Here is a 14,506-nt window from a genome sequence, read left to right on the forward strand (position 1 = left end):
ACTGCAAAGATTCTTGCACGTTCGCTGTGTCGGCCCCGGCATGGATTCACTCGACGGAGTCGGCACGGTCGTCCACGAACCGGACCCTGCGCTCGCGTCGTCGACGAACGTCGCCCAGTTCATGGCCGCCCACGACATCGACGACGTGGACGCGCTCCGCGAGCGCAGCACCACTGATCTCGACTGGTTCTGGGGGGAACTCCCGGAGTACCTCGGCCTGGAGTTCTTCGAGGACTACGACGCCGTCCGCGACGACGTCGACGACCCCCAGTCCACGGCGTGGTATCCGGGCGCCGAACTGAACGTCGCGCACAACACCGTCGACCGCCACGCCAGCGTCGACGCCGGCACCCGCAACCACGTCGCCTGCATCTGGGAGGGCGAGGACGGCACGGTCCGCCAACAGACCTACCACGACCTCCACCAGCAGGCCAACCGGGTGGCCAACGCCCTTGCCGAGCGCGGCATCGGCGAGGGCGACACGGTGGGCCTCTACATGCCGATGGTCCCGGAAGTCCAGAGCATCCTCTACGGCATCTTCAAGATCGGCGCGATCGCCGTCCCCGTCTTCTCCGGGTTCGGCGTCGAGGCCACCGCCACGCGCATCGCCGACGCCGAGTGTTCGGTGGTGTTCACGGGCGACGGCTTCCTGCGGCGGGGCGACCGCGTCACGCTCATGGACACCCTCAACGACGCCATCGAGCGGGCCGGCCACGTCGACCACACCATCGTCTACGACCGCCTCGGCATCCCCGCGGACTCGCTGTCCTGGACGCCCCGCGACGAGTGGTGGGACGACGCCGTGGCCACCCAGTCCCCGACGTTCGAGACGCACTCGATGGCCGCCAGCGATCCGTGCATGCTGTTGTACTCCTCGGGGACGACGGGAACACCGAAAGGCATCGTCCACACCCACGCCGGCGCGCTCGTCCAACCCGCCAAGGAGATCCACTTCGGGTTCGACCAGCGGCCCGGCGACCGGTTCTGCTGGGTGAGCGACATCGGCTGGATGATGGGGCCGTGGTCGCTCATCGGGAACCACGCGTTCGCCGGCACCATCGTGATGTACGAGGGCGCCCCCGACCACCCCGCCCCCGACCGCTTCTGGCAGCTCATCGAGGACCACGGCATCACCCAGTTCGGCGTCTCTCCGACGGCGATCCGTGCACTGCGCGACCACGGCGACGAGCACGTCGCCGGCCACGATCTCTCCTCGCTGCGCATCCTGGGGTCGACGGGCGAGCCCTGGGACCCCGAGTCCTGGCGGTGGTTTTACGACCACGTCGGCGGCGGTGACACCCCGATCATCAACATCTCCGGCGGCACGGAAGTGTTCGGCTGCTTCCTCATGCCGCTGCCGACGGAGTCGCTGAAACCCTGCACGCTCGGCGGCCCCGGGCTCGGCATGGACATCGACATCGTCGACGACGACGGCACCTCCGTTCGGGACGCCAACGAGCGCGGCTACCTCGTCGCGCGGTCGTCCAGCCCGTCGATGACGCGGCGCCTCTGGAGCGGCGAGGACCGCTACCTGGAGGCGTACTGGTCGCGCTTCGAGGACGTCTGGAACCACGGCGACTGGGCGCAGATGGACGGCGACGGCGACTGGTTCCTCCACGGGCGCGCCGACGACGCCATCAACGTCGCCGGCCGCAAAGTCGGCCCGGCGGAGGTCGAGGGCGCGCTCATCGACCACGACGCCGTCACACAGGCGGCCGTCGTCGGAGTGCCCGACGACACCACCGGTGAGGCCGCCATCGCGTACGTCATCCTCGCCGACGCCGCCACCCCGAGCGCGGAGCTGCGCGCGGAACTGCGCGACCACGTCGGCGACGCCCACGGCAAACCGTTCCGGCCCCGGGAGGTGGTGTTCGTCGACGACCTGCCGAAAACCCAGTCCGGGAAGCTCGTGCGCCGCGCCGTCGCCAGCGCGTACACCGGGGCGGACGTCACGGACCGCTCCAGCATCGAGAACCCCGCGGTGCTGGACGCGCTCCGGGACGCGACCTAGAGCTCCGCCAGCAGCCCCTCGGGCTCGATCGTTTCGCCGTATTTCCGGAAGTCATCACGGTGCAGCCACGCCAGGCGGGTCGTGTCGCCGGTGTCCGGATCGTACACAGTGAACCCCTCCTCGGTGTACGGCCACACCGCCCCGAGGTCCGCCTCGAAGACCACCGTCCCATCGAAGGTCCCGATCGGCGCCACCCACTCCAGCGCCACGCCAAGCATGTCCTCGAAGGTGGCAGTCACTGCGTCCTCGGGCGTGTCGTCCGCGCCGACGGCGCGACCCGGCGGCCGGTAGACGCGGCCCCCGGACGACCCAACCGTTTCGACGACCAACAGTTCTGCATCGCGGCGAACGAGGCAGGCAGCGCGCGTGTCAGTCACTACCCGCATGCTCGCCCCCGCGGAAAAAAGAGCTATCGTTCGCGGTCCGCGGTCCACTCGTTGCGCAGCACGTCGTACCACACCTCGTCGGCGTACCCGCCGTCGATGTACCGCGCCTCGCGGCGGCGGCCCACCTCGGTGAACCCCATCGCCGCCAGCAGCCCGCGGGACGCCTCGTTGAAGTCGTAGGCCGCCGCCGACACGTTGTGGACGCCGTACTGCGCGAACACGTAGTCGATGCCCGTCGTCGCCATGTCACGCCCGTAGCCCGAGCCCGTGTACTCGGGGCGCAACCAGTACGCCAGCCACGCACGATCGCTGTCGACGTGGCGCGCGCTGAACGACCCGATGGGCGTGGTTTCGTTGGCGGCAGGCTGGCCGGGCGGCGCGTCCTCGTCGTCGACGCAGACGACCGCGACGACGGATCCGTCGTCCTCGACCCAGTGCTCGATGCCGTCCGCCTGTTGCTCGCGCGACCGGTGGTGGACCGATCCCAGCGAATGCCGGATGCGGGGGTCCGTGCAGGACCGCTGGAGGTGGGCGGCGTCGTCGCGCTCCACCGTGCGCAGCGTGACGCGGTCGCCCTCGGTGACAATCGGCCCCGGCATCACTGCGCCTCCCACTCCGTGCGGAGCAGCCCGTAGTGGATCTCGTCGCGGTACGCGCCGTCCACGAACTGTGCCTCGCGGTTGCGCGCCTCCTCGGTGAACCCGACCGCCGACACCAGGTCCCTGGTGAACTCGTCAACGCTGACCACGCTCGCGCCGACCGTGTGGACGTCGGACACCCGCCACAGCGCGTCCAACCCGAGTTCGAGCGCCGGCCCAGCGTGTCCCGCGCCGCGGTGCTCGGGTGGCACCCAGCAGACCACCGTGGGCTGGTCGTGATCGACGTGTCTGACGTACAGGAACGCCACCGCGGTCGTCTCCGCCGCGTCGGGATGGTCGAAGGGCGCATCCTCCGCATCGACGCACGCAATGTAGGCCGCGTTGTCGTCGTCTTCGACCTCCTCCTCGATGAACGTCTCGACCTCGGCCTCGCTCTTGTGGGTGCCCACGTGCAGCGCGCAGCGCGCGTACGGGTCGGCGAACGCCCGCTGCACGAACGCCGCGTCGTCGCGCTCAACCGTCCGCAACACGAGATCGTCGGTGTCGTCACTGACCTCCAGGATCGGCCCCGGCATCACTGAGCCACCCCCGCCAGCAGTGCGGTTGCGTCCGGACGGCGTCCCCCTGGTGGGGGTCCACCGCAACCCTGTCCAATCACACTTTCTGACATACCACTCGCGTCGCCGTCGCCGCATATAGTGGTTCCGAGTTCGCCGACGCTCAGTTGGGCGCGGCGCTCCCGGGCGACACCACGTCGGCCTCGGGCACTGCATCCGCGTCGGCCGCGGCAACGGCGACCGTGCCCTCGCCGCCCTCGGGTGGCAACACGACCGTTGCGCCCGCGAGCAGCGGCGCAACGACGCCCGCCACGACGGTGCCGGGGTCGGACAGCGGCGCGCGCACCGCGACCGCGTCGTGGCTGTCGTATCGCTCGCTGGCCACGCGCTCGGCGGCGGCCACCACCTCCCGGTGGGTCGCCCCGCCGGCCGCCAACAGCGTCGTGTCGGCGTCGATCTCGGGCTCGGGGAACGCGGGGTTCTCGCTCCAGACATCGCGCTCGAAATACATCCACGACGGGTCCGCTGGCGGCTCGCCCCACCCGACGCGCTGGCCGCCCGCGGGCAGGTCGTACGCGCCGAGGTCAGCCGTCGGCCCCGCCAGCACGCGCGCATCCACGACCGGTTCCGGGCCGAACGCCACGGTCGCGCCGAGCAGCGACGCTCCCAGGAACGTCTGGACCGCCTCCGGCGTCGGCGCGTCCAGGATCGCCACGCCCGCGTCCACCCGAACCCCACGATGCCGGAGCGCGTTCCCCGTCTTGTACACCCGGTTTCGCGTCGTCCGCGCGTCCATCGGGCGCGCGTGCCGGAGCACCGGCTGTGCCGGGTCATCCAGCGTCGCGACGACATCGGCGACTGTCTCCATGCCCGGATCTGGGGTCGCCGCTGGCTTACAACTGACGCGTCGCCGCCCCGCGGGCGACAGCCGGCCGGCTAAAAGGAGTTTTTGAGCTTCTCGAAGAACCCCTGCTCGACGTCGATCTCCTCGCCGCCCGCCTCCGCGAACTGTTCGAGGGCGTCGCGTTGCTCGTCGCTGAGGGACTCCGGCGTGACCACCTGAACGGTGACGTAGAGGTTCCCGTTGCCGCGGCGGCGCAGCCGCGGCATCCCCTTGCCCTTGAGCCGGAACGTCTCCCCGCTTTGCGTGCCGGCGTCCAGATCGAACGTCGCAGCGCCGTCGAGCGTCGGCACCTCGATCTCCGCGCCGAACACCGCCTGGGGGAACGAGACGGCGTGGCGGTGATGGAGGTCGTCGCCGTCGCGCTCGAAGTCGGGATGCTCCTCGACGGTGACGTCGACGAGCAGGTCACCGTTGGGCGCGCCCGGTTCGCCCGGCGCGCCCTCGCCGTCCATGCGCAGCGTCTGCCCGGTCCGGATGCCCTCCGGGATGTCCACCGTGAGCGTCGCGCGCTCTCGGGTCTGGCCCTGCCCGCCACAGGTCGAACACGTCTCCGAGTGCAACTCCCCCTCGCCGCCACAGCGCGAACACTCCTGGCGCTGCTGGACGCGGCCCAACGGCGTCTGGCGCACCTGCGTCACGACGCCCTGCCCGTCACACTGCGGGCACGTGCGCACGTCGGCGTCCTCCGGGTAGCCGCTTCCCCCACAGTCCGCACAGCGCTCGGGCCGCCGGACGGTCACCTGCTTGGACACCCCCCGGTAGGCTTCCGACAGCGTGACCGTGAGGTCCGTCCGGAGGTCGCGGCCCTGCTCCGGGCCGGACCGCCCGCGGCCGCCGCCACCGCCAGCGCCGCCGAAGAACTGCTCGAAGATGTCGCCCATACCGCCGCCGGCACCACCACCCATGCCGCCACCGAACGGGCCACCCGCACCGCCCATCCCGCCAGCGCCGCCGCCACCGTTCCCGGTTGCGCCGCGCTTCTCGGCCTCCTCGAAGCGCTCGTGGCCGAGCTGGTCGTACTGCTGGCGTGTCTCCTCGTCGGTGAGGACGTCCTTGGCTTTCTGAATCTTCTTGAACTTCTCCTCGGCGTCCGGGTCGTCGCTGACGTCGGGATGGTACTCCGAAACCTGGTCCCGGTACGCCTGCATGATCTCGTCCTCGGTCGCGTCCCGGCTCACACCCAGGACGTCGTAGAAGTCCTCACTCATCCGTTACCGACATGTACCCAGTTGAGACACTTGAAGTGACCGCTTACAGCCGCGGCGGGCACTGTGCCCGTGGCGTTACTCCTCGTCGACGTCCTCGAAGTCCGCGTCGACGTACTCCTCGTCGTCGCCGTCGGCGTCGGCCGCCCCGCCGGGGCCGTCGGCCATGCCGCCCATGCCACCCATGCCGCCAGCGCCGCCGGCCGCGCCGGCCTGGGCGTCCTGCTGTTGCTGGTAGGCCTGCTTGCCGATCTCCTGGAGGGTGTCACTGAGCTCCTCGGTGGCCGTTTCGAGGGCGTCGATCTCCGGCTCGTCCTCGTCGAGCACCGCCTGGACGTCGTCGATGGCGTCGTTCACGTCCGCTTCGAGGTCCTCGTCGACGAGCTCCTCGTTCTCCTCGAGGAGGCTCTCGGCGCGCTGGATCGCCGTTTCGGCCTCGTTGCGCGCCTCGATGCGGCGGCGGCGCTGCTCGTCCTCCTCGGCGTGCGCCTCGGCGTCTTCCTGCATCTCGTCGATCTGCTCGTCGCTGAGCCCGGCCCCACCCTCGATGGTGATGGACTCGGCGTTGCCCGACCCCTGGTCTTCGGCTTCGACGTTGACGATGCCGTCGGCGTCGATCTCGAAGGTGACCTCGATCTGTGGCGTACCCGCGGGCGCCGGCGGGATGCCCGTGAGATGGAAGTCCCCCAGCAGCTCGTTCTCGTTGGCGATCTCGCGCTCGCCCTGGAACACTCGAATCTGGACGCTGGTCTGGTTGTCGGCGGCCGTCGTGAACACCTTCGACGCCGTCGTCGGGATCGCGGTGTTCTTCTCGATGAGCCGCTCGAAGAGCCCGCCTTTGACCTCGATGCCGAGGCTCAGCGGCGTCACGTCCACCAACACGATGTCGTCGACCTCCCCGGAGAGCACGCCACCCTGGACGGCCGCGCCGAGCGCCACCGCCTCGTCGGGGTTGACGTTCTTCTTCGGCTCCTGGCCGACGAGGTCCTCGACCTGCGCCTGGACCTGTGGCATTCGCGTGGACCCGCCGACGAGGATCACGTCGTCGATGTCGCTCTTCGAGAGGCCGGCGTCTTCGAGGGCCTGCTCCGTCGGGCCAACCGTGCGCTCGATGAGGTCCTCGGTGATGCTCTCGAAGGTCGCACGCGTGATGTCCTGTTCGAGGTGTACCGGCCCGGAGTCGGTCGCCGTGACGAACGGCAGGTTGACCGTCGTCTCCTTCCGGCTCGACAGCTCGATTTTGGCTTCCTCGGCGGCCTCCGTGAGTCGCTGGAGCGCCTGGCGGTCCTCCCGCAGGTCGATCCCGTGCTCGTTCTCGAAGTTGTCCGCGAGGTGGTCGATGATGGCGTGGTCCCAGTCGTCGCCACCGAGGTCGTTGTCCCCGTTCGTGGCTGCGACCTCGTAGACGCCGCCGCCCAGGTCCAGGATCGACACGTCGAACGTCCCGCCACCGAGGTCGTAGACCAACACGGTCTGGTCGCGGTCCTCGTCGAGGCCGTACGCCATCGACGCGGCCGTCGGCTCGTTGACGATGCGCTCGACGTCGAAGCCCGCGATCTCGCCGGCGTCCTTGGTCGCCTGGCGCTGGCGGTCGTTGAAGTACGCCGGCACCGTGATGACGGCTTTCTCGACGTCCTGGCCGAGATACTCCTCGGCGTCGCGTTTGATCTTCTGGAGGATGCGCGCCGAAATCTCCTCGGGCGTGTACTCGTCGTCGCCGAGGGCAACCGTGTAGTCCTCCTCGCCCATGTGGCGCTTGATGGACGCGATGGTCTGATCGGGGTTCTGTACCGCCTGGTTTTTCGCGGGTTTGCCGACTAGCAACTCGCCGTCGTCGTGGGCGACGATCGACGGCGTGGTGCGGTCGCCTTCTTCGTTCGTGATGATTTCGGGGTCGCTGCCTTCCATCACAGCGAACGCGCTGTTCGTGGTGCCGAGGTCGACTCCCAGAATCTTCTCGCTCGCCATGTTACCCGACAGTACGGAGCGTTTTCTGTTTAAGCCTTGCTAGTGCGACCGACGCCGAGAACAGGCCATCCCGTCGCTGTTGCCTGGTTTTGGCTCCCGACCGCGATCCCGGGGGGTCGGTTTCGCGCCCGCCCACCCGGCGGCCACCACGGCACCATTATGTGGATGCCCCGGCCACCGCCGCGGGGCCATCGCGCAGCGCCGCGATCACGTCATCGAGCACGGCCGCCCGCCCGGTCGAGGAGAAGAACTCGTGGCCGCCGTCGTACACCCGGAGGTTCGCCGCCGGGGTCCGCTCGCCGATCGCGGCCACGGACACGATGGCATCCGTCAGCGAGCAGAACACGGTGCTGTCTGGCCTGAACGCCGGCAGCGACGCCTGGGCGCGCCGCACCTCCCGGACGAACGTCGGGGATAACCGGGTCGTCTCCCGGGGCGTCGGCTCGCTGATGTCGCCGACCGACCCGGCGGCCGGCACCAACGGGCGGCTCGTCGGTAGCGCCGCCAGCGCCCGGAACACCGCCGACTGCACGCCCTCCCGGACGCCCCACCACGGGCTGAGATACACCCGACGCACGTCCCAGTCGAGGGTCGCGGTCACCAGCCCGCCCAGGCTGTGGGCCACCACCGCGTCGAACGTCCGGTCCGCCACGTACGACGCCAACGGCCGCATGTACGCGCGCTCGAACGACGACGCGTTGGTCGGGAGCGTCGCCGCATGCACCTCCCAGCCAGCGGCCACGAGCCCGTCGATCAACCACGCAACGTTCGCCTGACCGGGGTGGTTGCCCCACCCCAACACGACCAACACCGGCTCCCGGTCGTCGCCGTCGCCGTGCACGGAGATCTCCATGCGTTCCGCCACGAGCCCGGGCCGCAAAACAGTGTCCGCTTACTCCTCGCTGACCGTGACCTGGGCGGCGCGCACAACCCGCCCGGACATCTCGTACCCCGGCCGGTACACGTCCACGATGGTGCCCGCCGGCTGGTCGCTGTCCACCCGCATCATCACCTCGTGGCGGGCCGCGTCCACGCTGTCGCCGGGCTCCGGCCGGATCTCGGTCACGCCCTCGGTCTCCAGCACGCGGTCGAACTCGTCGCGGGTCAGCTCCACACCCTCGCGGATGCCGTCCTCGTCGCTCTCGGACGCCTCCTGGTCGAGCGCCCGGTCGAGGTTGTCACGTACGTCCAGCAGCCGCTCCACGAGGTCCTCGGTGGCGCGCTCCCGGATCTCCTCCTGCTTGCGCTTCGCGCGCTCCTTGTAGTTCTTGAAGTCCGCCTGCTTCGTCTGCACGCGCTCCGTGAGGTCCGCGACCTCGTCCTCGGCGTCGGCCAACTCGTCGGTCAGCGTCTCCACGCGCGCCTCCAACGCCGCAACGTCGTCGGCGAGCGCGTCGGCGTTGTCGGCGTCCAGCGCCCGCACGCGCTCGCTGAGCGCGCTGGTGCCGTCGTCGCCGCCCGCGTCGTCTCCCTCCGGGGCGTCCGTGTCCGCCGCATCGGCGGCGTGCTCGGCGTGATCGCTCATACCCCTCAGAGGGAGCCCCGCCGGTTTACGGATTTCGGGATGCGTCAGCACGGCCGCCCCTGGGCGGGCGCTGTATCACGCGTCGGTTTCGGTGGGCTCGCCTTCCCGGAGGTCAACCGACGGCGACACCGACTCCGAGAGCTCCCCGTAGGTCACGTTGTACGCGAACGCGACGGTCGTCGTGGCGTGCGCCGGCACCGAGACGCCGGTCGTTCGCGTCCGTTCGGCCCCGTTCAACTCCGTGTTCACGTACAGCTGCCCGTTCCCCGACCGGTCGCTGGGGTTCGACACTGTCACCCGATACACCAGCGTGTCGTTCTCGCCGCGCTCGAAGCTCCGCCCGGTCACAGCCAGCACCGACTCCTCCTGGCCGCCCCCGAGACACCCCGCACCCACCGACAGGGACACACACGCTGTGAGTCCAGCGACCGCCCGCCCCAGCAGCGTCCGCCGATCCATACCCGGTGATGCCACGCGCACTGCAAGAACCTTCTGCCATCCGTCGGGGCACTCAGAACTCGCGGCGCCGCCCCTTCGGCACCATCGACTGCAGCGTGCCGTACGTGTACAGCCCGACGCCGATGGGCTCCAGGCGGCCGGTGAGCTCGTGGGCGGCGATCACGTACCCCCAGTCGCCGTCCCACGCGATCTCCTGCTCCTCGCCGGCGAGGAACGCGGCGGCCTGATCGCGCTCGTCCAGCCGCAACACGTTGCGCGTCGCCTCGCGGCCGAACCGCTGGGCGGCGATCGTCGTCGGCTTCCAGTGCTCTTGGCGCGTCCGGAGGACGGTCAACCCGAGCGCCTCCACGGGCACGGGTGCCCCCGGATCGAACGGCAGCGCCCACACCTTCCCCGCGCCTTTCTCCCAGAGCGTGTACGACTCGAAGATCGTCCGCGGCACCCCGAAGCGGTCGGTCCACCAGTCCACGACCGCCGCCCGAGTGGGGCGGCCCGCCACGCTGCGCTCGGCGTCCGTTGCGGGCAGCCGGCCGAACGTCTGGCTGTCGTTGTCGGTCATACCGTCACCTCCAGCTTCGCGGCGAAGAACCCGCCGGTGTCGTTGTGATGGGGGTAGTATCGCTGCGCGCGCGCCAGGCTGTCGTCGTACGACGCGTCGCCCCACTCGGTCAGACCCGGCGCCGACGCCAGCCCCACGTCGAACTCGACCAGGCGGCTGTCGGTGCGGCCAAGCACCTCGTCCACCACAGCCTCGTTCTCCTCGGGGGCGAACGTGCACGTCGAGTACACCACGGTGCCGCCGGGCCGCGTGAGCGCGACGGCGCGCGCCAGGATGTCCGCCTGCAGCCGGCCGAGACTCCGGCTCGCGGACGCCCCCGCGCCGTCCAGCGCGTCGGCGTTCTTCCGGATCGTGCCCTCACAGCTGCAGGGCGCGTCCACCAGCGCCGCGTCGACCGCCGCCACGTCGGGGAACGCATCGAGGGTCGCGCGCCGCGCGTCGGTGTTCGTCACCGCCGCCGACGTCACGCCCAGGCGGTCGCAGTTCCCGCGCAGCGCCGACAACCGCCCGAGGTTGTCGTCGTTGGCCACCACCAGGCCGTCGTCGTCGATCTCGGCGGCGATCTGTGCGGTCTTCCCCCCGGGGGCCGCACACGCGTCCCACACCACGTCGCCGGGCTCGGGGTCGAGCACGCGAGGCGGCACGCAGGACACCTCCTCCTGGCCGTGCACCCAGCCGTGGACGTACGGCCACGTGTTCCCCGGCTTGTTCGTGTCCACCTCCAGCACGCCCGGGTGCCACTCCCGGCGGTCCACTGCCACCCCCTCGGCAGCCAGCGCCTCGACGGCGCGGTCGGGGGCCACCGCCAGCGGGTTCACGCGAACCGTCGTCGGCAGCGGGCGCTCGCACGCCGCCAGGAACCCCTCGAAGTCGTCGATGATCGGCTCGTACCGCGACAGCGCGTCCATTGCTCGCGGGTAGGCGTGACGCCGGCTTGTGGCTTGCGCTCGCGTGGCGGTCGCCGCCCCCGGGTTTATGAGTTCCTCCCGCGAACCGCACGCCCATGGGAAGCGTAACCACGCACACGGCGTTCGACATCGAGGACCCCGTTCTCATCGAGGGGTTGCCCGGCGTCGGGCTCGTCGGGAAGATCGCCACCGACCACATCATCGACGTCTTCGATATGTCCTGCGTCGGAAGCGTGTCCTGTGCGGCGATCCCCCAGGTCACCGTCTACACCGAGGACAGCCACGCGGCCACCCCGCCGGTGCGGATCTACGCCGACGAGTCCCGGGGGCTGTTGGCGCTCCAGAGCGACGTTCCGATCTCCCGCAACAACGGCACCGAGTTCGCGGACTGCGTCACCGGCTGGATCGACCACCACGACGTCACGCCCGTCTACCTCAGCGGGCTGCCCAGCGACGACCACGAGCTCGGCGACCTCCCCACCGTGTTCGGGATCGGGTCCGGGGCGCTCCCGGAGCGCATCGCGGCGTTGGACATCGGAACGCCGCCCGAGCGCGGCGTCATCGGCGGGCCGACCGGCGCGCTCATGACCGCCGCCACCCAGCGCCAACTGGACGCCGCCGCCCTCGTGGTCGAATCGGACCCGCAGTTCCCCGACCCGGCGGGCGCACGCCGCCTCATCGATCACGCCATCGAACCGCTCGTGGAGGTCAGCGTGCCGACCGACGATCTCGTCGACCGCGCCGCGGACATTCGCTCGCAGAAAGAACAGCTCGCCGAACAGATGCAGCACGCCGACGAGCACGAATCGACGCAGGCCAAACCCCTGCGGATGTTCCAGTAGCCGGGGGCAGTCAGTGATCGCCGACGGCGTCCGGCGTGGCGAACGTGAACGCGCTGAACCGCGCCAACAACACGATGAGGCCCAGCGTGATGACGGCCGCGCCCAGCAGGAACGGCAGCGCCGCTCCGTAGTTCCCGCCGATGTAGCCCGCGACGATCGGCGCGAACGCGCCGCCGGTGAACCGCAGGCTGTTGTACGCGCCCGAGGCGGACGGCCGGCTGTGTGTGGAGATCCCCATTGCGAGCGTCGACAGGTTCGCGTTCAGGAGCCCACACGCGAGGCCGGCGGTGACCACGAGCCCGGCCAACACCATCGGGGAACTGACCAGCCACATCAGGCACAGCAGCGCCGCGAAGGCGGTCAGCGCCGCGCTAGCCACTTCCGGCGTTCCGAACCGCGCGTTCAGCCGCGGCGCGAGGACCGCGGACCCCACGATCACGAGCAGTCCCCACGCGAAGAACACCAGCCCGATCTGCATCGTTGTGAACCCCTCAAGCACCAGCGGCGTGTACGCCAGCACGGTGAAAAACCCGTAGGTGTAGAGCATGCCGACGATCGCGTTCGTTCGCACGCCGGTGTGACGGAACGTCCCGATGAGCGCGCGCACGCCCTCGCGGCCCTCCGTGTCCGGTTCCGTGACGGTGGTGGCGACGAAGACGAACCCGAGCAGCATCAGGACGCTCGTCCCGGCGAACGGGAGCCGCCAGGACTGCGCGCCCAGGAACCCGCCCAGGAGCGGCCCGCACGCGATCCCGAAGCCGAGGGCGGCCTCGTACAGGGTGATCGCGCGGCCGCTGTTCCCGGCTGAGACGCCCACGATGATGGCGAGCGCGGTGGTGGTGAACAGGGCGTTGCCCAGCCCCCAGAAGCCACGCAGCACGGCCATCGACTCCACCGAGGAGACGAGCGCACAGCCGCCGGCGAACACGGCGACGATCCCGATGCCGACGAGCATCGTGTTCTTGCTGCCGATGCGTGTGGCCAGCGTGCCCGCCACGAGGTTCGCGAGCCCGGTCACCAGCAGATAGCTCGTGAACAGGAACATCACCATGAAGTGGTCGGCGCCCAGCTCCTTCGCGATACTTGGCAGAATCGGGTCGACAACACCGATGCCGAGAAAGGCGATGAACGTTGCAAGCGCGGTCGCAAGAACGGCCGGATGAAAGTCTCGAAAACCCATCCCATGTGGGGACGGACTCGGCCGCAATAAGCTCCCGGAAAGATTATACATGTGTGCTCGCGGTACCATGGCATACGTGTCGCATACGCTCTGAGAAGCCCACGAACGGGTACGTTACTGTTTTGTTGGGGGCGCTATTCTCCGCTATTATTTTCGACATTCCCGGGCAGTGCTTGCACCGCCCGGGCGGTCGGTCGCCAACAGTTATCAGGGACCGCGCCCCCGTCTGTGGTATGACGGAGTTCTCCGACCGCGTGGCCCAGGTCTCGATCAGCGGCATCCGGGCGGTGTTCGAGGCGGCCGGCGAGGACGCCATCAACCTCGGCCTCGGCCAGCCCGACTTCCCCACGCCCGACCACGCCCGGCAGGCCGCGGTCGACGCCATCGAATCCGGCGCGGCCGACGGCTACACGTCCAACCGCGGGACGGCGGCGCTGGTCGACGCCATCGTCGAGAAGCACGCCCGCGACCAGGGCGTCGACGTCGCGCCGGCGGGCGTCATCGCGACGGCCGGCGGCAGCGAGGCGCTGCACCTCGCCATGGAAGCCCACGTCGACCCCGGCGAGGACGTGCTGTTCCCAGACCCCGGGTTCGTCTCCTACGACGCGCTCACACGCATGGCCGGCGGCAACCCCGTGGGATTGCCGCTGCGCGACGACCTCACGCTGGCCCCCGGGACCGTCGAGGACCATATCACCGACGATACGGCCGCGTTCGTCGTGAACTCGCCGGCAAACCCCACCGGTGCCGTGCAGTCGCCCGCCGACATGCGCGCGTTCGCGCGCATCGCCGACGAACACGACGTGCTCTGCATCAGCGACGAGGTCTACGAACACATCGTCTTCGAGGGCGAACACCGCTCTCCGATGGAGTTCGCCGACACCGACAACGTCGTCGTGGTGAACGCCTGCTCGAAGACGTACTCGATGACCGGCTGGCGGCTGGGCTGGGTCGCCGCCAGCGAGCGCCGCGCCGAGCGCATGCTTCGCGTCCACCAGTACGTCCAGGCGTGTGCCAGCGCGCCCGCCCAGTACGCCGCCGAAGCCGCGCTCTCGGGCCCCCAAGGCGTCGTCGACGAGATGGTGGCGGCCTTCGAGGCGCGCCGGGACGTCCTGCTGGACGGCCTCGAAGCCATGGGTCTCGACGTCCCGACTCCCGGGGGCGCGTTCTACGCGATGCCGACGGTGCCCGACGGCTGGATCGACGAGGTCGTCGACCGCGGCGTCGTCGTCGTCCCCGGGTCGGCGTTCGGCGACCACGGCGCGGGCACCGCCCGCATCTCGTACGCCACGGACATGGCGACGCTGCGGGACGCCATCGACGTGATGCGCGCGGCGACGGCTGCCGTCCAGTAACCCGCTCACGCCGCCGCCCCCCTACACCGCCGGCCTGAAGGCACCGCG

At 70.0% G+C, this 14,506-nt stretch carries 15 protein-coding genes; 3 read left to right on the top strand and 12 right to left on the bottom strand.

Going from position 1 to position 14,506, the window contains the following annotated elements:
* Positions 1–40: 40 nt before the first annotated feature.
* Positions 41–2,011 (top strand): AMP-binding protein, encoded by a 1,971-nt coding sequence (locus JT689_RS03305; RefSeq protein WP_205251514.1) that lies wholly within the window; start codon positions 41–43, stop codon positions 2,009–2,011.
* Here JT689_RS03305 and JT689_RS03310 read toward each other — a convergent pair.
* From JT689_RS03310 to JT689_RS03360, 11 genes are all read right to left on the bottom strand, one after another.
* The gene (locus JT689_RS03310; RefSeq protein ID WP_205251515.1) at positions 2,008–2,397 is read right to left on the bottom strand and encodes a hypothetical protein; all 390 of its coding nucleotides are present in this window, start codon (positions 2,395–2,397) and stop codon (positions 2,008–2,010) included. The two genes, JT689_RS03305 and JT689_RS03310, sit on opposite strands and share 4 nt — an antisense overlap.
* 23 nt (positions 2,398–2,420) lie before the next feature.
* On the bottom strand, positions 2,421–2,996 hold the full coding sequence (locus tag JT689_RS03315; protein ID WP_205251516.1) for a GNAT family protein: 576 nt from the start codon (positions 2,994–2,996) through the stop codon (positions 2,421–2,423).
* Positions 2,996–3,571, bottom strand: a complete 576-nt coding sequence (locus JT689_RS03320) for a GNAT family protein (RefSeq protein WP_205251517.1) — start codon at positions 3,569–3,571, stop codon at positions 2,996–2,998. Before JT689_RS03320 ends, JT689_RS03315 begins: the two co-directional genes overlap by 1 nt.
* A gap of 145 nt (positions 3,572–3,716) precedes the next feature.
* Entirely contained in the window at positions 3,717–4,421 is a 705-nt protein-coding gene (locus JT689_RS03325) for a hypothetical protein (RefSeq protein WP_010902320.1), read from the bottom strand.
* Between the two features lie 68 nt (positions 4,422–4,489).
* Positions 4,490–5,665 carry a molecular chaperone DnaJ gene (dnaJ, locus tag JT689_RS03330; RefSeq protein ID WP_205251518.1) on the bottom strand — a complete coding sequence of 392 codons (1,176 nt, stop codon included), beginning with the start codon at positions 5,663–5,665 and terminating at the stop codon, positions 4,490–4,492.
* 75 nt (positions 5,666–5,740) lie between these two features.
* Positions 5,741–7,630 carry a molecular chaperone DnaK gene (dnaK, locus tag JT689_RS03335; protein WP_205251519.1) on the bottom strand — a complete coding sequence of 630 codons (1,890 nt, stop codon included), beginning with the start codon at positions 7,628–7,630 and terminating at the stop codon, positions 5,741–5,743.
* A 157-nt stretch (positions 7,631–7,787) separates the two neighbouring features.
* Positions 7,788–8,483: a hypothetical protein gene (locus tag JT689_RS03340; protein ID WP_205251520.1), complete on the bottom strand. Its 696-nt coding sequence runs from the start codon at positions 8,481–8,483 to the stop codon at positions 7,788–7,790.
* Between the two features lie 39 nt (positions 8,484–8,522).
* On the bottom strand, positions 8,523–9,155 hold the full coding sequence (locus JT689_RS03345) for a nucleotide exchange factor GrpE (protein ID WP_205251521.1): 633 nt from the start codon (positions 9,153–9,155) through the stop codon (positions 8,523–8,525).
* 75 nt (positions 9,156–9,230) lie between these two features.
* Positions 9,231–9,614 (bottom strand): hypothetical protein, encoded by a 384-nt coding sequence (locus JT689_RS03350; RefSeq protein ID WP_205251522.1) that lies wholly within the window; start codon positions 9,612–9,614, stop codon positions 9,231–9,233.
* 52 nt (positions 9,615–9,666) lie between these two features.
* Positions 9,667–10,173 (bottom strand): hypothetical protein, encoded by a 507-nt coding sequence (locus JT689_RS03355; protein ID WP_010902326.1) that lies wholly within the window; start codon positions 10,171–10,173, stop codon positions 9,667–9,669.
* Positions 10,170–11,081, bottom strand: coding sequence for an RsmB/NOP family class I SAM-dependent RNA methyltransferase (locus JT689_RS03360; protein WP_205251523.1), 912 nt, complete (start codon positions 11,079–11,081; stop codon positions 10,170–10,172). The genes JT689_RS03355 and JT689_RS03360 overlap by 4 nt, the downstream gene beginning before the upstream one ends.
* A gap of 95 nt (positions 11,082–11,176) precedes the next feature.
* Between JT689_RS03360 and JT689_RS03365 the strand changes: the two genes are divergently transcribed.
* Positions 11,177–11,923 (top strand): proteasome assembly chaperone family protein, encoded by a 747-nt coding sequence (locus tag JT689_RS03365; RefSeq protein WP_205251524.1) that lies wholly within the window; start codon positions 11,177–11,179, stop codon positions 11,921–11,923.
* 10 nt (positions 11,924–11,933) lie between these two features.
* Here JT689_RS03365 and JT689_RS03370 read toward each other — a convergent pair whose 3' ends face one another.
* Positions 11,934–13,103: an MFS transporter gene (locus JT689_RS03370; RefSeq protein ID WP_148265491.1), complete on the bottom strand. Its 1,170-nt coding sequence runs from the start codon at positions 13,101–13,103 to the stop codon at positions 11,934–11,936.
* A 233-nt stretch (positions 13,104–13,336) separates the two neighbouring features.
* Between JT689_RS03370 and JT689_RS03375 the strand changes: the two genes are divergently transcribed.
* Complete coding sequence (locus JT689_RS03375; RefSeq protein ID WP_205251525.1) at positions 13,337–14,458, top strand: aminotransferase class I/II-fold pyridoxal phosphate-dependent enzyme; 1,122 nt, start codon at positions 13,337–13,339, stop codon at positions 14,456–14,458.
* The last annotated feature ends 48 nt before the right edge of the window (positions 14,459–14,506 follow it).

The organism is Halobacterium sp. GSL-19 (genome assembly GCF_016917855.1).
GTDB lineage: Archaea > Halobacteriota > Halobacteria > Halobacteriales > Halobacteriaceae > Halobacterium > Halobacterium salinarum.